Origin of the sequence: Salinigranum salinum (assembly GCF_009176545.1) — an archaeon.
GTDB lineage: Archaea > Halobacteriota > Halobacteria > Halobacteriales > Haloferacaceae > Salinigranum > Salinigranum salinum.
Map to the genome: position 1 here is coordinate 22,918 of NZ_VTOJ01000004.1, position 16,554 is coordinate 39,471.

A 16,554-nucleotide genomic window follows, 5' to 3' on the forward strand; every position below is an offset into this window, starting at 1 on the left:
TTTGGTAAGACACGACGAGTGTTCTCCAGCCGACGACGTTACAAAAAGAGGGGAGACACTACCTCAGTCAGCGAGAACCGACCGACTGATCCCGGCGAGATTCGGAGCTTCTAACGAGGACCCACAGACGCACTCGTACATCTCTGTGTCATTCTCTCCATCGGAGATGCGAGTGTAGAGCGCTCCACAGGAGCACTGTGGGAGTTCGGTTACCCCATCGGCGCCGGAACTCGGCATATCCGCGTCACCTTGCCGGACGAGTTTCACTCTCGAGGGATCCGCGTCGACGTCCTCCGCATACGTCCGTTGTGCATCATCACGGATGGTAAACGCGGTGTCCGTCCTCGGATCAGTGGCTGCCTCCTCAGCTACGTCGGAACTTCCCTGTGCCATCGTAACGACGGCCGCCGATTCGCCACTCCAGTGGTCAAGGGCGAAGGCCACGATATCTCGCGCTCGTTCGTCCAGCGCGTCGACGTTCCAGCCCGCTGTCGGTGCTGGGAGGTCATCACCAAGGATCTCCATCTGCGCGTCTTGGTAGATCTCTTCGTACTTAGTCGCATAATCGTCGTTCGACGCTGACGGATTATCCCTCGGCCCTAGGAGCGCGAGATTCCCCAACCGATTCACGTTCTCCTCGTGATTTTCAAGCTCCGCAGCGCTGGTCTCCGGCGTTCGCGGCGCGATGTGCTCGATCGTGAACTCGTCGAGGTCCATCACGCTGGGGAGCATTTTCAGCGACGTATCCGTGTTCTTCTCCTGGCGAAGGTGCTTCTCGTACTCGAACAACAGGAACCGGATCGCACCCTTGTTGCAGAAGCCCGGCCACCCGCGCGTGTCGCTCCCCTGGATGATGTCCGACCGCGTCAGGTACTCGACGAAGTCGTTGTCGGGGCAGTGCCGGCCAATGTAATTGTCGAGATACGCCGTCACCTCGTCGACGGCGACAGCTGGGTTCTCGTAGGGCGGGTCAACGACCGCTTCACCGAACAGGTCCTCGACGAAGCCGTTCTCGAACTCGGAGGCGTAGAGCCGGTGCGCTGCCTCCTTGAACTCGCGGCGTGCGGTCCGTTGCGATCGTTTGGCGACCTGGTAGACGCGGAACGAATAAACCTCACAGAGCGTGGCAATCCGCGCGAACTCCGGGCTGTCAGCATCGTATCGCTCGATGGCTGCGATGATGAGCGGCGCGATATTGGAGAAGTTGATGTTGTGGAGGGACTTGACGCGAGCCTGTACCTGGGGCGAGACGTCGGTTTGCCGGTTGAAAACGTCGAGATAATTCGCTTGGACGTAGGATTTGGAGACGCTCGAGAGCGTGTCGACGTAGTTGTTGACCCACGTCGCGACCTCTTCTGGATCCCGTTCGAGGGGAATATGGCGGGGTGATTCCTTGATACGCCGGTGGATTGGCGTGGGGCCGGATCGGTTCTTGCGGACTTTCTTGTACTCTCCTGTAAAGAGCTCCCAGTGGAACTGAACCAGTTGGTCGATATCGTCATCGTCCGTGGCGTATTGGGCGACTGTTTCGACGGCGTCGTTGAATCGGCGGGCGACTGCTTCTGAGTCTAACGTGTCGAATTCGCCGGAGACGTAGATCAGGTACGATTTGACCTTGTCGGCAAGGGTGATATCCCGCCCTCGGTCGTTGACAGCCTCGAAGAGCCGACCTGCCTCGTCCGTGCTCTCTACTTCTTGGGAGGTGAGTTTGAATTGGGAGGTGAGAACACCCGTATACCGCTTGATGGCCGTATAGTATTCGAGGAGATCCGCTTCCGTAGCTTGCTCCAGATCTTCCTCACCGAGGAAAAGTTCCCGCTTCTCAAGAATCCACTTCTGGATGATTCCTTTCGCTCTGGCTAATTTCTTTTCCGGGACAAGCCGCTCGTCATCGTCAAGGATCGTCTGTGGATCACCCTGGTCGATGATGAGTCCTGCATACGCTGCTTCAGTGAGTTCCCCGGGCTCCAGATGGCGGCCCTCCTTCCGGTCGCCAAGCTTGAGATAGTTTTCCGTGTAATTCGTCGCGAGATAGCCAGGAGGGCGAACGACACCTTCCGGGAGATCCTCCTTGCCGAGCCCCGCAGTCCCGAATACATCCGCGATCGCCTCAAGCTCTTCCACGATACAGGCGATGAAGACGTTGGTCGTCGTGAGCCGCTGTTGACCGTCAATTATGTCGTAAACGGTCCACTCTGACCCCATCATGTCCTGCTTGCCTCTTGCGTTGAGAACCAACGTCCCGAAGTAGTGGTAGACGTCTGAATTTCCATTCGTGTCGTTGCTGTCCGCATCGGATGGGGCAGTAGTCACGCTACGAGCGTTCGGAGAGCCGTAGCGCCGGCGATAGACGTAGTCGATGTCGTTCAAGAGGTCCTCAACCTGCTGTGGTTCCCAAGCGTAGCTTCGCTGATAGAGTGGGACTTGTAATTTTGCGTCCGAAAAGACCTGTGAGACTGTTTTTTGATCCGCCTTCGGCATGTTAGCAGTTGTTTATATGCTGCCGTAATAAATTCCTGTACCGACAAGGGCGAACGCGCCACTACGAACGTATGCCAGCAGGTTTCTACGCCGCACTTGCTACTTGATCCACGTTCACAAATTCTATTCTAACTATCTCCGAACAGTATACTATTTTAAAATAGCGTACAGTTTTTGAATAGAAACTATTCGAGCTATTCGCCACAGATTTAAGTTGAGAGGGGTTGATACTGCTGAATAGTATGAGTGGTCCAGATAGCAAGAATAGTATAGATAGAACAAATAGCCCAAATAGCCCGTATGATTCAATCCAGACCGCTGGGAACTCTCGGGCTGTTTCGGTGTGTATGCTGAAGGGGGGCGTCGGCAAATCGACGATAGCTGTTAACCTCGCCCGGCAGCTGGCCGCACACGACCACGATGTCCTCCTCATCGATCTAGACCCGAACGGCCACGCGTCCGTCGGCTTGGGCTTTGACGACCAGTACCACAACACCGAGGAAACCATCGGCGACGTCTTCTTCGACGATGCTGACCCGGCTTCTGTTGTCTACGATACCAGCTACGAGTTCGATATCCTCCCCTCCAGCGAGGACTTAGAACAGGTCGAGCGGGAGATCGTCGTCGGCGACGTATTCCAACCCTCTGCGCTGCTCAAGCGGGAAGTCGTCGACCCACTTCTCGGGGACACGTACGATTACATCGTCACAGATTCACCGGCGTACCGGTCCCGACTCACGGACAACGCGCTCGTCGCGACGGCGAATCTGGTGCTTCCGCTCGCCCCCGGGAACGAGGCGATGGCCGGCCTAGAGCGGACCATCGAGCGACAGATTTCACCCCTTCGGCAACATATGGACGTCGACGTACTGGCGTTGGTTCCGAATATGTTGAGCGGGCGTATTGACCAGCAGACGCAGGATCGCCAGCTACTCGAACGACTCAACTCGCACGATAACCTCCAAGACCGAATCCCGAACTTCGCGCGAATCACGGACTGGGAGGCCGTCGACGCCGGCGATCTCAGTCCCTCACCAGGCATCCGGGACCGGACCAACATCACGAAGGCCTACGGCGAGCGCAAACCACTGCTGGATTACGATCCCGACTGTGACCAACTGAAGTGTTTCGACGAGCTGGCGCACATCGTCGAGGCAGGTGAGGTGATCCGCCATGGCTGAGGACGATCCGTTTGCCGACCTCGGGGAGACGCTCGAAGACGACCCAGAGGAGGAGCAATCGCAAGTAGGGTCAGAGTCAGGCTCTCCCACCACGGAGAGCAGTAGCTCTGAGGAATCCAGCGATGGCTACGATCCCGTGACCGATACTGCTTTTTCATACGAGGCAGCCAAGCAGCGGCCCTTCTACGCTCGTGAAGAGAGCATCAACGACTTCGACTCTTGGATGAAGTACGAACTCGAACGCGAGCTCAACCAACGAGGCTACCAGAATATCGTAGTTCGAGAGATGACGGATGCGCTTCTTCGAACCGTCGTCGAGGAGGGCCTCGTGGAAGAGGTCGCAGAGCGATTCGAGCAGGCTCGGTCTGCTCGTTCTGAATCGGATGAATAGCTTTCTATTTTAGAATAGCTTTCTATCTATAAGTGCCATAATCAGCAGACGGAGTCCGCATTAGGGGCTGAATACCTGCCAGACTGAGTCGAGACTGAACATGACTGTTTAGCTATATCTACAAACAAAATTGAGGATTGGTGACCCCTCTGAGACGTGAAAGCTGTCCACGAATTAGATTCGACGCTTGAGCAACATCAGCAGTCGCCTCATGTCAGAAATATTGCCAAAATACAGACAAAATCTCGTGAATCCAAGAGCGCCGTCGCTCACCAGAATCGAAGCAAACTCAGAAACTCCGCCTGCCTCAACCGCCCGGGTCGAACAGACAAAACCCGACCAGTTCGACGATTTCGCCAGCACGGAGCGGCGGAGACTCACCGAGATGTACATCAATTTCGTCACGCAGCACGAAATTAGCGAGTCGCCACACGTTGTGTAGTATCACGCCAATCACGAAGTACAAGAAGCGAATCCGGTAGTCCTTGGTCGCCGTCTGTGGGAGGAAATGCGCCTTGATATCCTTGTACTCGTTCTCAATCGTCCACCGATGCCGATACTGACTGATGAGTGCCTCTGCTCTATGCTCATCAACCCACCCGTTTACCGTGAACAGCGAGTACTCACCTCCCGACTTGTATATGATACTCACCTTATGCATCCGCCCCTCATGCCATAACTCGGCGTGTTCGATACGAGTGTCGTACACCGTATCCTCTTTAATTTCCTTGATATTTATCGCGTCAGAATTCGAACGCTCCTGCTTACCAATCACGTACTGAACGCTCCCCCTGTCAAGGGCGTCGCGGATACCGTGTACGTCGAACTCACGGTCGCAGAATACCTTGTGGATGTCTACGTGGCGCGTAGCCTGTTCCATTAGACGGTTTACAATGTCCACGCGCGGTGTCCGCTCCACGTCTACGTTCGCGTCTGCCTTCTCCCACCACCGTTCGTCGCGCACTGGCTCAATAGCGAGGATAATTGGCGTCTCCTCGGCTACGATGGACAGAGTGGCGAACTTGTACCCGCGTTCCGCCTTCTCCTTGTTCGAGGGCTTGAATCCCGACACCATCTCGGGGTAGTCTTCTTTGGGATACACTTCTCGACCGCTCTCACTCACGACGGGTTCTTCGTCCCACGCAACTTCCTTCTCGTTCCTGAACGGTGACGGCCAGAAATTGAACGTCGTGATGTCGATAGCAGCCATCAGTGGCTCGCGGAGACCCTGCCGGTCGCGACCAGCAATCTCGTCTAACTGTTTCTCAACACCCGCGTGAAACGCTGGCAGAATTGCATCGCGAATCCGCTTCCAGTCGAGTGGTCGCTGTCCATCTTCGTAGTCTACCAAAATCGTCTGTGAATCAGGACTGGCGACCTTCTTCATCGTCCGATTGTGAGTGGAGCCATGCGGAACTTCCGAGCGGTCACTCAACCGCGCGAACCGCCGCCGAAGCGTCGTTGTACCCGCTTTGGCCATGTTCAAATAGCCCTGTCGCTCGAAAAACGCTTCTAACGGGTACTTAGCGTTCGATGCGCGGTCGGCAGAGAACTCGGTAAACCCCAGTTCCGTCGCTCGCTCTACAGCGTCCATGATTTGCTCTTCTCCGATGCCGTGCTTGGCGTTCACATCGCTTGGTTCGAGCGCGGGCTCGCCAGTATCTATGATGTCGTTGTCGGCACAGACCTTCCGAATCTGCTCCGCGACTGTCTCGATGGCCTGCCGTTCGGAATGACAGAACCGATTTCGCCAATTGTGGCTGATAATCTGTTGACTGAGTGGGCTCCCGAGACCAAACCGGATGTAGACGTAGGCCGCTCCTTTCAGTCGGCGCTCTAGTTCGGACTGGTTGAACCCCCGAGCGTGCTGGTAGAGGAACATCTGGACGACGGCATCGAGGTCGAACTTCGCCCGGTCAGGGTCATCGTAGTCCGAGAACCAGTCGTCATCGATGTCGAGGTTTGCGATGACGCGAGTGATGTGGTTGTGGATATGACAGAGGTCCTCCGTCTGCTCACCAATCTCGGTAACGAACTCCGCGAGCCTATCACGTGGCAAACTACTGTCCTCTGTCATTGATGGATGCTGCAACCGTTTGATTAGATTCTAACTATACTTCGGCGTGTCATTTCCACTTCTTCCAGCTACGATACGGGGTTCTCATTAGGGTATCTCGGAGCCAATCGAAGGAAAAGAAAACGCGAATACTCAAGTTAAATTCTAACTTGGGTTAAGAAATAATGGTGTGTGGAGTTCACGATTGGAGTGATGACTCTCTCGCCTAGTGCGTATCTCTCTAGAAAGGGCACTATCGAGCTACTCTGCGAGCTTAGCCCTGAAGGGTCCCGGTTCGAAGAGCTACTGGATGAACTCCCGATTAGCCGACCGACACTCGCAAACCGGCTGGCTGAGGGTCAAGAGGTCTCGTTCTTAGAGCCCAGACCGATTGCTGGTGAACGAGGGACCACTCACGAATACGTATTCACACCGAGAGGGGCAACCATTCGCGTGCTACTATTCCAACAGGGGCTCGTTTTGGAATACCAGCAGTACAAGATGGCACTCAAACAGTTTGAGGCTGGTTGTGACAAGTTCAAAGAGACAATCGAGACAAACCCACCAAACTTAGGAAACTCAAAACTCAATGAAGAGAACCTTCGCACCATTATCCAACGGAGTGCCCTTTCAGAGATGGCCGAAGAGTGAAGACAAGTCAGGCGTCTGGCGGGCTGAGATTCTTCATCTTGAAGCCTGATTTCGGGATGTAACGACCAGCCAGCACCGCGAGTTCTCTCGTACGCTGAGTGTCTGCAAGGTTGTGACATAAGAGTGGCACCCAGTTGCCGTTCTCGTGAGTTGTCACGGCGCTCGCACTGTCGTCGAACGGGTCACAGTCGTCGCCACCTATCAAGTCATCGTAGACTCCCACAAGGTCGCTCGCGTCACCCGTGTCGAACCCCTCTACCATGTCCATCGTGTCCGAGTACGCTACATCGGGGAACGGCCACGGTGCGTCTTGACGGACGCACGCCCGACGCAGGAACGGCAGGTCGAATCCACCACGCCACCGCTCGCCGTTGTACGCGGTCAGGTAGTGCCGGTCGCCGTCGATGACACTAGTCGCGAAGTCTTCTAACCCCGCAAGTAGCCGCTGCTCGCTCTGATACACCGACACTCGCACGTTTGAGCCTGACTCGTGTTCCACGTCGGTGGCGAGTCGGCCCGCATCGGTCTCCCGACCTGTGGTGTTCAGAGCTAACCACGAACCCATGTCAGTGGTGAGACCTGCAACGGTGATTACTGAACCCGGTTCCAAACCAGAGGTTTCGATGTCGAACGCGATTGGACTGAGATTGCCCATACGATACATGAAGAGAAATCAGTAGAAAGTCCGGGCGTGATGCTTCCGATATTCCAATACGAAGAATACTATCGAGAGAACCCCACAGGGGTACGTTACGTCTCGTCTGCCATTGAGCCAAACACGGTTCGCTTGATGAATATCACGAGAACTCCGAGTCCAAACGCTACAGCAAGACCGATGATTCCAATTACGACAAAGAACGGTGCCAATTCTCCATTACCGATGACTCCTACCGCGCCTGTAAGAAGGCTGAGACCTATGACAACTCCTGCGCCGACTCGGAGTACGAACACGGTGGTTCTTTTGAATTCGTCTGGAGCAACGAGACCTGCGTAAATGAGTGCCGCCCCGCCCAGTATTGCAATTACACCGTATAATTGGAAAAGAAGGACTAAGCGTCCACCGGCTCCGTGTAGTTCAACTATACCGAGAAGACCCGCAACAACGAGTGTCGAACCGAGCAATACCGCACCGGTTCGAGCCAACAAGTAATTGTGAGAAGTATCAGAAATTGACATAATTGTCAAATCGTTTTGGGCGTTAAGTACTTTGTTCAATCACGGGCGTAGATATATGTCATTGTGTTTTCGGAGTTAGCCTCCTAATACTACCATCGCCCCAAACCCAAGGGTCGCAAGGCCCAAACCGTAGAAGAACAGCTTCTGGTCCGCACTCACGTACTGATGGTGGTCAATATGAGCGTCTGCGAGTTGATTATTGACGTTTTGCTCCCCTCCCACCGTTGAAAGTTCTCCAGTTCGCACGTTCCCGACTCCAAACACGAACAGCAGAAGCAATAACCCGACTATAAATAACGCAGCAACCGCCAGTTCGCTTTGAGTGGCTAATCCTACCACCAAGACCGTCGCTCCCGCGTAAACCAGCCCATATCGAGACACACCAGCAATGACCTTTTTCCAGTTCATGATACATAACTGACTTCTAACAGCATAAATTCCCGAGTCATCTGAAACAGAACTCGTTCTGATTAATTGACAACTCGATAGAAATTGGAAAAGTGGAAATCACCCACTTCCACTTAATATTCTGAGACAAGAAACTGTCCGTCATGATACAGAATGCTCGGGTGCTGCAACCTGAATTCGTCCCCCGGGACGTGGTACACCGTACTCACGAAGTAAACACACTCTCCGCTGCACTGGACCCTGTTACCAACGGACAGAAAGGCGAGGTCTCGTTCCTTCACGGACCTTCAGGTGCGGGGAAAACCTGCATCGCTCGGTACATCACCGAACAACTCCAAGAGAGCGTCCTCAACCTCAACACCCAGTACGTCAACTGCTGGGAAGACTACTCCCGGTTCAAAACGCTCTATCGGGTGTTAGAAGGCATCGACCGCACACTCGACATCCATCGCCAATCAACCCCGAGAGACGAGCTTCTCGACCGGCTCCGCGACTACGACGGCCCTCCGTACGTCGTCATCCTTGACGAGGTGGACCAGTTAGAAGACAAGCGTGTGTTGTACGAGTTGCACCGAACGCGGAAGCTGACGCTGGTCCTCATCGCTAATCAGGAAGAGGGACTGTTCGAACCGCTGAACGAGCGACTGACGAGTCGGCTTCGCACGGCCACCCGCATTCAGTTCGACCGCTACACTGTAGACGAACTCGTGTCGATACTGGAGCCACGTGTCCGGTGGGGACTGCAAGAGGACGTGGTGACCACAGAGCAGTTGGAGTGGATTGCCGACGCAGCAGCCGGGGACGCACGCGTGGGTATCGAAGTCTTGCGTGTAGCTGCTCGACGGACCACTCAACGCGGTCTCGACACGATTCCTGACGAGGTACTCCGAGAGGCGGTTTCGGAAGCGAAGTCGGAAATCAGACAACGTAACATAGGAAAGCTCACAGCAGACCAGCGTATCCTCTATGAGATAGTTACTGAGTTTAGTGAAATTGCCCCGAGCAAACTGTACGAGGAGTACCGAGCGCGAGCGGACGACCCAAAGTCAGACCGCATGGTACGGAACTACTTGCAGAAGATGGAACGGTACAATCTGGTCCGAGCCGAGGGAGAAAACCGGGGCCGGACGTACTGTTCAGTAGTCTAACGCATACAATCTGTGTATCGGTCAAGCGGGACGGGTCACCGTTAAGAGAGTGAATCTATTGTCACATTCAATGTAGACTCGATGAGAATCATCACTCGAAATCGCCTTTCGTAGTTGTGCGACCTCACTATCCGGTACTCTGATTGGACGTTCCGGCTTCTCGTTCACTATTCGTTGTATGGTCGTCATATTCTCGAATCGTGGGTTATCGCAATGCAACAGAGGGTCGCTGGACTCACGAACGATACGGAACTGTGACGAATCAGTCATCGGCCTGACCGACAATTCCGTAACTTTTTCACTAAATGCAACAAATATCGTGGTATGATTTCCCCCGGTTTCAACCGAGGCATTTGTTCGCTCCGATAACAACTGGGCTTCCTTTTCGTCCAGTAGCGCACTCTCACTTGTTCCGTTCGACACCCTTCGGATGGTTGGAATTTCCTCCAAAATTGACGAATTGCTGTTAATTACTGGCTCTTCCACGGCGTAAGCCGAACCACTATATGGTGGCGGGGGGGCCGAGTTACCTGCAGACGAGCAACCCGTGAACCACGTTATTGAAACGATTCCGAGACCGCGTGCGAAGTCCCGTCGAGAGGAGGGCATGGTTGTTACATTGTACTACTACACTTTTTGATAAGTGCCTTCTGGGGGGGCAGTCAAGGGTGTTTACCTGCGAACAACCGGATGTACAAGCCACCAATTTTCTATCTCGTCTTGTATAGATGAGCAGGATGAAGAGATATACTACGACGGTCGCAGCCAGAAGAAACGGCGAGATTCCAAATAGTAGTACGCTGTCAATTACCCAAATCAGCACAGCGAGTATCACAGTAACAACAATCACTCCCCCGAACTGGTCAATTGTCGATAAATCATCCATACATCGGCCTATACAGCATGAAGCAAACGTTTTCTCCTATTACACAACCCTCAGCTGAGTGTACGAATCGGTCAACCAAGTCTGGCAGAACCAGAGATATTTCTTGGTTCCTCTGCTACCTACTTCTATGAACCGTCGTACATTTCTTATTGCAGGTGGTGGGACTGCCGTCGCGTTAGGAGGTGGGACGGCAGTCGCAAGCGCAACGAGGGCAGACGTTCTCGCCAATAGCGAACTGACGCGGGGAAAAGGGGAAGCTGAGACAGTAGAGAAAACGATTACCCGTGAATCAGTTGAGTATCTAGAATCGACAACTCAGGTCAGAGAGGACGGTCACACCGAATCATTCAGTAGGTGGGCACGACGGGAGAGCGCGACAATCGGGGCACGTGAAGTCATCTTGGTTGTTGAGAACCGGCTCAATAACTCGATAGAAGGGTTGGGTCAGGAGTACGGTCTCTGATTTTCGGCCCAGTGATTACCGTTGACCATACTGTTACCCACGATAGAGATAGCTCGATAGCAAGCGAACCCAACGTAACACCTGAACAACTGATTTCAGTAGCCCCCGGTACAATAACCGTCACTGTCATCCTCGATGAACACACGTTCACAAAGGAATTTCCCGTCGGTGTAGGGCATAGTCAATTGTATATGAACTAACTATGAGTAGTTCGGTGTCTCTTCTCTATCTAACGTTCAGAGTGTCTAGTCGATGTTGTAGGGTCCTTTGTATGAGCTGAGATGTCGTAACCTGAATAGTCCCAATTTCGACACGAGTATCTCTAAAGAATTGCCACTCTAAATCGAGTCACGAGTCGTATAGGTGAACAAGTTAACGAATTGGTGGTTTGTAGAAATCCAAACTGCCAACCTCTGTCGAGACGCCGTGGCGAGATTGAGTATAGCGGCATACAGTTTATAAATCCAGATTCCGGGGTTTGGAACTCTGAGAACGTTAGAAACGGGGTTTTCGTCGTTTAAACAGTTTGGTGTGTCTTAGAAGAGAAAGACACACCAAACTGAAGTGGGTGGCCGCCATCTGCGAATCCATCCCGATGACAGCCGCCGACCCCGGGGCTTCACCCGACGAAACCGATCTCCAGGCCGCCATCGACGCGCGTCTGGCCAGCCTCGACTCCGGCAACTACCGGGCGAACAACCGAGTCGTCCTCGACACCTTCGCGGAGTACTTGGCGGACCACCGAGGGATCACGGACCTCGAGAACCTGGCTGTCATCGACTGCCGGCGGTACGCCCAGCACCTGCGGGAACGGGTCCACGACGAAGACGACGCTCTCTCAGCGGCCTCGGCCCACGCCAACGGACCATACTTCACCATCGTCCGGGCCTTTCTCGGCTGGTGTGTCGACGACGAGCGGATCGACGCGAACCCGGCCCGACCGAACCGTGTGAAGGAGGCGCTCCCGGAACACCACGGCGATCACGACCGACAGTTCTGGTCGGCGGAAACACGAGAAGCGCTGCTTGAGTTCGTCGACGAGCGGGCGTACGCGACGCTGGAGGAGTCGGCCGACAATCAAGAGCGGGCGTTCCGGGACCGGGCCATCGTGACGATGCTCGCGCTGACCGGCGCTCGCGGCGCCGAACTGTTCGCCGACCCGCGGGACGACCACCGCAACGGCCTCCGGTGGGAGGACGTCGACCTCGAACGAGGCATCGCCGTCGTCTTCGGAAAGACTCGCGAACGACAGCCGATCCCGCTGACCGACCGGGTCCTCGACGCGCTCAAGCGCCACCACTCGGTACTCAACCCTGCTGGCGAGGACTGGCCGGTGTTCCCGACGCGGCATCACGCATCGCTCGCGAACGCCGCCGAGGAGGGGCTCGACGCTCGGGGGTGGGACGCCGAGGAGATCGAGACGGCACTCGACGAGTCGACGTCGATGGCAGTCCTCCGCGACCACGGGATCGCGCCGCCGGCGCTCTCGAAGAACGGGGCTCGATCACTGATGAAACGACTCTGCGATGCGGCCGACCTCAACATCGACGGAGAGTATCTCAAACCCCACGGCGGCCGACGTGGCCTCGGCAGCGACCTCTACGCGCAGGACGCCGAGCTCGCTCAAGAGTTGCTCAGACACGAGTCGATCGAAACTACTCATGAGTCCTACCGGGAACAGAACGTTGCCGAACGCCGGGAGCGACTGGAACGAGCACTCGACGAGTAGTATCGGCTCTACCTGCCATCAGGTCGTTTCGAGGATCCAATTGAGACCGTTCTGAACGGTTCGGCAGTGTCCTTTTGCGGCTCGGCAGACTTCGTTCGGATATGACTCTCGAGAGGACCGCCGAACACGCGGTCGCGTCGGCAGGGATCCACAGCGCCGCTACAGCCGACAGTATCGATGGTGGGTTCTCCGACGAGGACATCGAGGCCTGGATGGAGACCGCGGTCGACCCGATCGAGTCAGAGACACAGGAAGACGACGAGGAGCATAATCCCGAATGACCGGCCCCCGCTGATGCGGACTGGGGCTGATTAGGCAGCAAATCATTCTACTCGCCGTCACGGAAGGTCTTCGGTCACGTCGACGAGCTCCTCCTCAGTCTGCCAGCGATACAGCCGTCCCTCCTGGTCGAACAGCTCGAAGACGCCGTCCTGCATCCACCCGAAGGGGTGTTCTTCATCCTCGTACTCCCGTTTGAGGACGTGACTCTTCGCGAAGAACTCCGTCGTACCGACGAGCAACCCCTGCTCGACGAGAAAATCGCTCGGCTCCTTCTCGGCGACCCCGACGAGGTACGTCACGATATCGCCGATCAGGCAGAACTTCTGGATGCTGTTGTCCCACTCCCCACGGATGTCGACCATCCGGAAGGCGTAGGCGTCCTGTCGCCGGTTGAGACGGTCGACGACCAGGTTCAGCCGGCGGATCGGTTCCCGGTCGTAGTTCCCCAACACGAAATACGACCGGTCGTTCTCGTAGACCGGTGTCAACTCGCTCAGGGCGTGGAGGATCTCCTCGTTATCCGCCAGTGAGATCTCTTCGTCGTCGAGTTGGTCCTTCGCACTCTTCAGAACGTCCTCGGGAACGGGCGGCTCCTCGTCGGGCATACGTGGTCGGTCTCACTGTCGTGAGATATGATTTATGGAGTAATTTACCGAGTTAAGTACGACTGGTTTGCTCTGGAGTGGTTTACCTGAGAGTAAACTACTTGCCGTCGAAGTGCGTACTGTGTCGTATGAGTACCGACCTGGGGACCGCCGAGGAGATGGAGACCCGCGAACTCGTCCACTTCGTGACCCAGCAGACGCGGTTCGCACTCATCAACAACATCCTCCAGCATCCCGAGCAGCTCCCCTCGATGTACGAACTCGAGGAACTCAACCCCAGTGTGAGCGACGCCACTGTCTACAAGCACATCCAGAAGCTCATCGACGCCGGTATCGTCAAGGAAGTCGCCCTGGACGACGACCAGCGTCGACAGGGCTACCCCTGGAAGTTCTACGGACTCACCGACGAGGGACGGGCGTTTCTGGAGGAGCACAACCTGCTCGCTGCAGAGGAGACCCTCCAGCAGATCTACAACACCATCTCCGACAAGCCCGAGAAGATGGTCAAGTACGAGAACGCCCCCCGTCCCGGCGACGTCTGAGGTTCGGAATCGACGTCGATCCTGACGCCGGCGTCGTCGGTGAGTGAGGGAGAGAGTTCAACCACCGTCTCACTGATGCGTACAGTCAAGCACTCGTGCTGCGAATCTCGGAGGATGCCTGAAGAGACACTATTCGCGTTCGAGCGTGACATGACGACAGCTGAAGTAGCCGAGTACCTACGGACCGTTGCGGATCGTCTCGAATCTGGCGAGGAGTTCACGCTGGAGGCTGGCGCCGAGTCGGTGACGCTCACGCCTCCGAGCCGCATCGAGTTCGAGGTCGAGGTCGAACGCGAGACCTCGGACTCCGGCGGGTCGGGAGAGATCGAACTCGAGTTCGAACTGGAATGGGACGAAAACGCAGACAGTACTGGCGACCTGACTATCGAATGACTCCGATCGAATAGCCCAGACCCGACATCCACGGGTACTAACCAGCGAGATCGTCTCGATCAGTGCTCCCGGTCCTCCTCGGCGAGCAGTTTCTCCCGGGCTGAGTTGATATTCGAGCGGACGGCATCCTCGGTCACGTCTCGGATTCGGGCCCACTGGCCGATGGCGTAGCGCTCGGCTTCCTCGACGACGACCCAATCGATCGCCTCGTGGACCGAGCAGTCGCCGGCGATCAGCTCAGCAAGTCGCTCGAGGAAGTCCTGCTCCTCCCACGCGAGCGCGACGTCTTCGAACTCGTGAGCGTCCCGATCGTATGCAGCGAATAGTTGGACGGCGCCATCGCGCTCCAAGTCGGCTCGGACATGCGCTGGCAGTGATTCCAGTGCTGCGTGCGGGAGGGGGTACGCCGGAACGTCGTGCAACGAGGCAACGTCGAAGGGGGTCAAGCCCCGATGTGAGATGTCGCCGAACTTCATCAGGTAGCCAGTCTCCGCAGCGAGTTGGGTCCGTCCCTCGAGGAGGTGGTCGGCAAGCTCGGGGTAGTCGTCGCGGTCGACCGAGCCAGTCTTGAAGATCGTCACGAAGTCGCGGTCACCGCCGGATCCGGGTTTGACTGCCATGGGAACACACCACGTAGTCAGTTGTCCGTCATGGTGGGATATGAGTATGTGCCAGCGAGCCCTCGAAGATAGCGGGTTATTCGTTCTCTCGGAGCGTCGCTGCACGGGTGGCTAGCAACCGGAGCACCCACCCTCGTTGCTGATGCTGATTCTCGTGAGCGACGTATGCTCGAACGGTCTCAATGTCGTGCATACAGACGACACCAGCGCGGATCAGCCGCGGGTGGTCGGTCTCGAGGAACTTCTCCGGTGGAAGCTTCTCTTGAATCCCGCCAGTATCTGTGCTCCTCACGGTGCCTCCTCCGGAGGCCCGATTCGCGGGCTCCGTTTGCGTAGAGTTACCCCACAAAGTCGACTGGCCGAGGATCGTGGGGTAACTTGGCCCTTCGTGGGTCGCCTCGCTCGTGATCGGGACACAGGTTAGTCCTCGAAGAGAAATCGAATCGAGGCGGAGTCGCCCTCAAGCGTCTGCTGATTCGGATCGTTAGTCGGGAACAGGAGACACTGTTGGTCGGCCCGTGGCTCGATCCGTCGAGGTGGCCGGTCGTCGACGAAGGCGTCGCTCGCAGGCACCGCCAGTCTGGATCGCGGGATCGAAGAATCGACCCGGAGGCCGTATGCGACCAGCGTTGCCTCTGACCGTGGCGTCTCAGCTGACAAGCCGTCGGTGTCGAACTGCGTCTGTCGAAAATCGTGAGCCGAGCGGCCACAGCGCGTTGATCGGGTCGAAGAACTCGTACGGTTGGGTTGCTGAGTCATTGTGGTTGGGGGCCCATCTGAGGGGTTCCCTCATGCCGTTGGAATCGATAAATTACTGTAGACGGGACTCACCGATCGATCTCTGGAGCATCACAGCGATTTCGTGACGAACACGCCCGAGTTGTCGATGAACGGGCCCTGAATGCTCGCCGTCAGCGCGTCGGGTCGACCTCCCTCGAATCGCCCGCTGATAGTGAACGAGATCGCCCATGGACCCCGACCTGCCGGGTTGTCCGGCGTCCGGCAGGACTCGATCGCTCGAGTCTCGGCGTACACCCGGGCGTGGCGACCGTCGACGACGACCGTCCTGAGCCCGACAGTGTCGCATTCCCACTCGACGTGCCCCCGCCCGCGCACCTCGAAGCGAGTGTCGTCGACACCGATCGAGAGCTGGTCGTCTAGCCGGAGCATACTGTCTCGCCGACGTTCCTCGACCACACGAACAGTCACTCCGGTCAGCGCAAGTCCGTCGACGGGGTCCTCGTACGGAGCGTCATTTGTCGGCGGACTATTGACCGGCCCCTCAGTCTGAAGCGCAGGCATCGGTCCCTCCGGTGTGGACTGTTCGTCGGTGTCAGTCGGACTCGTCAGGGGTGGGTCAGCGGGCGTCGTCGAGACCGGGGTCTCGTCCGTCTCGGTCGTCGTCGAGGACCCGCCTGATGACTGATCACTACTGCGACTCTCAGATGAGCCGAGGAGTTGCATACAGCCAGCGAGCCCGCCGAGTCCGGCGGTCGCAACGGCACTCAGTATACGTCGGCGGGAGCGCCCGGCCCGAGACAG

The 16,554-nt window shown here is 56.4% G+C and carries 18 protein-coding genes; 9 read left to right on the forward strand and 9 right to left on the reverse strand.

Translation table 11 applies throughout. The features are described from left to right. Positions 1–63 precede the first annotated feature (63 nt). Complete coding sequence (locus FZP69_RS21875; protein WP_152043553.1) at positions 64–2,481, reverse strand: DUF262 domain-containing protein; 2,418 nt, start codon at positions 2,479–2,481, stop codon at positions 64–66. Positions 2,482–2,723: 242 nt separating this feature from the next. On the opposite strand from FZP69_RS21875, the gene FZP69_RS21880 reads away from it, so the two are divergent. Further along, a complete protein-coding gene (locus FZP69_RS21880) occupies positions 2,724–3,662 on the forward strand; it encodes a ParA family protein (protein ID WP_152043554.1) in 939 nt (312 codons plus the stop codon). Continuing rightward, on the forward strand, positions 3,655–4,053 hold the full coding sequence (locus FZP69_RS21885; RefSeq protein ID WP_152043555.1) for a hypothetical protein: 399 nt from the start codon (positions 3,655–3,657) through the stop codon (positions 4,051–4,053). Before FZP69_RS21880 ends, FZP69_RS21885 begins: the two co-directional genes overlap by 8 nt. Before the next feature lie 307 nt (positions 4,054–4,360). Here FZP69_RS21885 and FZP69_RS21890 read toward each other — a convergent pair whose 3' ends face one another. Further along, positions 4,361–6,130 carry a transposase gene (locus FZP69_RS21890; RefSeq protein WP_204960119.1) on the reverse strand — a complete coding sequence of 590 codons (1,770 nt, stop codon included), beginning with the start codon at positions 6,128–6,130 and terminating at the stop codon, positions 4,361–4,363. Between the two features lie 171 nt (positions 6,131–6,301). Between FZP69_RS21890 and FZP69_RS21895 the strand changes: the two genes are divergently transcribed. Continuing rightward, positions 6,302–6,760 carry a winged helix-turn-helix transcriptional regulator gene (locus tag FZP69_RS21895; protein WP_152043556.1) on the forward strand — a complete coding sequence of 153 codons (459 nt, stop codon included), beginning with the start codon at positions 6,302–6,304 and terminating at the stop codon, positions 6,758–6,760. A gap of 7 nt (positions 6,761–6,767) precedes the next feature. Here FZP69_RS21895 and FZP69_RS21900 read toward each other — a convergent pair whose 3' ends face one another. From FZP69_RS21900 to FZP69_RS21910, 3 genes are all read right to left on the reverse strand, one after another. Continuing rightward, positions 6,768–7,415: a hypothetical protein gene (locus FZP69_RS21900; protein ID WP_152043557.1), complete on the reverse strand. Its 648-nt coding sequence runs from the start codon at positions 7,413–7,415 to the stop codon at positions 6,768–6,770. A 95-nt stretch (positions 7,416–7,510) separates the two neighbouring features. Further along, positions 7,511–7,936: a hypothetical protein gene (locus tag FZP69_RS21905; RefSeq protein WP_152043558.1), complete on the reverse strand. Its 426-nt coding sequence runs from the start codon at positions 7,934–7,936 to the stop codon at positions 7,511–7,513. 75 nt (positions 7,937–8,011) lie between these two features. Further along, entirely contained in the window at positions 8,012–8,344 is a 333-nt protein-coding gene (locus tag FZP69_RS21910) for a hypothetical protein (protein WP_152043559.1), read from the reverse strand. A 143-nt stretch (positions 8,345–8,487) separates the two neighbouring features. Between FZP69_RS21910 and FZP69_RS21915 the strand changes: the two genes are divergently transcribed. From FZP69_RS21915 to FZP69_RS21930, 4 genes are all read left to right on the forward strand, one after another. Next, positions 8,488–9,492 carry a Cdc6/Cdc18 family protein gene (locus tag FZP69_RS21915; RefSeq protein WP_152043560.1) on the forward strand — a complete coding sequence of 335 codons (1,005 nt, stop codon included), beginning with the start codon at positions 8,488–8,490 and terminating at the stop codon, positions 9,490–9,492. A gap of 1,013 nt (positions 9,493–10,505) precedes the next feature. After that, positions 10,506–10,841 (forward strand): hypothetical protein, encoded by a 336-nt coding sequence (locus FZP69_RS21920; RefSeq protein WP_152043561.1) that lies wholly within the window; start codon positions 10,506–10,508, stop codon positions 10,839–10,841. A 595-nt stretch (positions 10,842–11,436) separates the two neighbouring features. Beyond that, positions 11,437–12,570, forward strand: a complete 1,134-nt coding sequence (locus FZP69_RS21925) for a tyrosine-type recombinase/integrase (RefSeq protein ID WP_152043562.1) — start codon at positions 11,437–11,439, stop codon at positions 12,568–12,570. 101 nt (positions 12,571–12,671) lie between these two features. Next, complete coding sequence (locus tag FZP69_RS21930) at positions 12,672–12,851, forward strand: hypothetical protein (RefSeq protein WP_152043563.1); 180 nt, start codon at positions 12,672–12,674, stop codon at positions 12,849–12,851. Positions 12,852–12,908: 57 nt separating this feature from the next. On the opposite strand, the gene FZP69_RS21935 is transcribed toward FZP69_RS21930, so the two are convergent. Beyond that, positions 12,909–13,457: a hypothetical protein gene (locus tag FZP69_RS21935; RefSeq protein ID WP_112080372.1), complete on the reverse strand. Its 549-nt coding sequence runs from the start codon at positions 13,455–13,457 to the stop codon at positions 12,909–12,911. A 128-nt stretch (positions 13,458–13,585) separates the two neighbouring features. On the opposite strand from FZP69_RS21935, the gene FZP69_RS21940 reads away from it, so the two are divergent. Together FZP69_RS21940 and FZP69_RS21945 are read left to right on the forward strand one after the other, a co-directional pair. After that, complete coding sequence (locus FZP69_RS21940) at positions 13,586–13,999, forward strand: MarR family transcriptional regulator (RefSeq protein WP_152043564.1); 414 nt, start codon at positions 13,586–13,588, stop codon at positions 13,997–13,999. Between the two features lie 39 nt (positions 14,000–14,038). Then, on the forward strand, positions 14,039–14,392 hold the full coding sequence (locus tag FZP69_RS21945; RefSeq protein ID WP_394350175.1) for an amphi-Trp domain-containing protein: 354 nt from the start codon (positions 14,039–14,041) through the stop codon (positions 14,390–14,392). Positions 14,393–14,451: 59 nt separating this feature from the next. Here the strand turns inward: FZP69_RS21945 and FZP69_RS21950 are convergent, their stop codons facing one another. The 3 genes from FZP69_RS21950 to FZP69_RS21960 all read right to left on the reverse strand — a co-directional run bounded on the left by FZP69_RS21950 (position 14,452) and on the right by FZP69_RS21960 (position 16,182). Then, entirely contained in the window at positions 14,452–15,012 is a 561-nt protein-coding gene (locus FZP69_RS21950; RefSeq protein ID WP_152043565.1) for a hypothetical protein, read from the reverse strand. A 76-nt stretch (positions 15,013–15,088) separates the two neighbouring features. Further along, positions 15,089–15,304, reverse strand: coding sequence for a hypothetical protein (locus FZP69_RS21955; RefSeq protein WP_204960121.1), 216 nt, complete (start codon positions 15,302–15,304; stop codon positions 15,089–15,091). 557 nt (positions 15,305–15,861) lie between these two features. After that, complete coding sequence (locus FZP69_RS21960; protein ID WP_152043566.1) at positions 15,862–16,182, reverse strand: hypothetical protein; 321 nt, start codon at positions 16,180–16,182, stop codon at positions 15,862–15,864. Positions 16,183–16,554: the final 372 nt, after the last annotated feature.

Bases quoted from the DNA above. Each gene is read 5' to 3' on its own strand.
- FZP69_RS21875 (WP_152043553.1), bottom strand. From the start codon at position 2,481: ATGCCGAAGGCGGATCAAAAAACAGTCTCACAGGTCTTTTCGGACGCA.
- FZP69_RS21960 (WP_152043566.1), bottom strand. From the start codon at position 16,182: ATGCTCCGGCTAGACGACCAGCTCTCGATCGGTGTCGACGACACTCGC.
- FZP69_RS21885 (WP_152043555.1), top strand. From the start codon at position 3,655: ATGGCTGAGGACGATCCGTTTGCCGACCTCGGGGAGACGCTCGAAGAC.
- FZP69_RS21920 (WP_152043561.1), top strand. From the start codon at position 10,506: ATGAACCGTCGTACATTTCTTATTGCAGGTGGTGGGACTGCCGTCGCG.
- FZP69_RS21915 (WP_152043560.1), top strand. From the start codon at position 8,488: ATGATACAGAATGCTCGGGTGCTGCAACCTGAATTCGTCCCCCGGGAC.
- FZP69_RS21900 (WP_152043557.1), bottom strand. From the start codon at position 7,415: ATGGGCAATCTCAGTCCAATCGCGTTCGACATCGAAACCTCTGGTTTG.
- FZP69_RS21935 (WP_112080372.1), bottom strand. From the start codon at position 13,457: ATGCCCGACGAGGAGCCGCCCGTTCCCGAGGACGTTCTGAAGAGTGCG.
- FZP69_RS21940 (WP_152043564.1), top strand. From the start codon at position 13,586: ATGAGTACCGACCTGGGGACCGCCGAGGAGATGGAGACCCGCGAACTC.
- FZP69_RS21910 (WP_152043559.1), bottom strand. From the start codon at position 8,344: ATGAACTGGAAAAAGGTCATTGCTGGTGTGTCTCGATATGGGCTGGTT.
- FZP69_RS21905 (WP_152043558.1), bottom strand. From the start codon at position 7,936: ATGTCAATTTCTGATACTTCTCACAATTACTTGTTGGCTCGAACCGGT.
- FZP69_RS21890 (WP_204960119.1), bottom strand. From the start codon at position 6,130: ATGACAGAGGACAGTAGTTTGCCACGTGATAGGCTCGCGGAGTTCGTT.
- FZP69_RS21925 (WP_152043562.1), top strand. From the start codon at position 11,437: ATGACAGCCGCCGACCCCGGGGCTTCACCCGACGAAACCGATCTCCAG.
- FZP69_RS21880 (WP_152043554.1), top strand. From the start codon at position 2,724: ATGAGTGGTCCAGATAGCAAGAATAGTATAGATAGAACAAATAGCCCA.
- FZP69_RS21950 (WP_152043565.1), bottom strand. From the start codon at position 15,012: ATGGCAGTCAAACCCGGATCCGGCGGTGACCGCGACTTCGTGACGATC.
- FZP69_RS21930 (WP_152043563.1), top strand. From the start codon at position 12,672: ATGACTCTCGAGAGGACCGCCGAACACGCGGTCGCGTCGGCAGGGATC.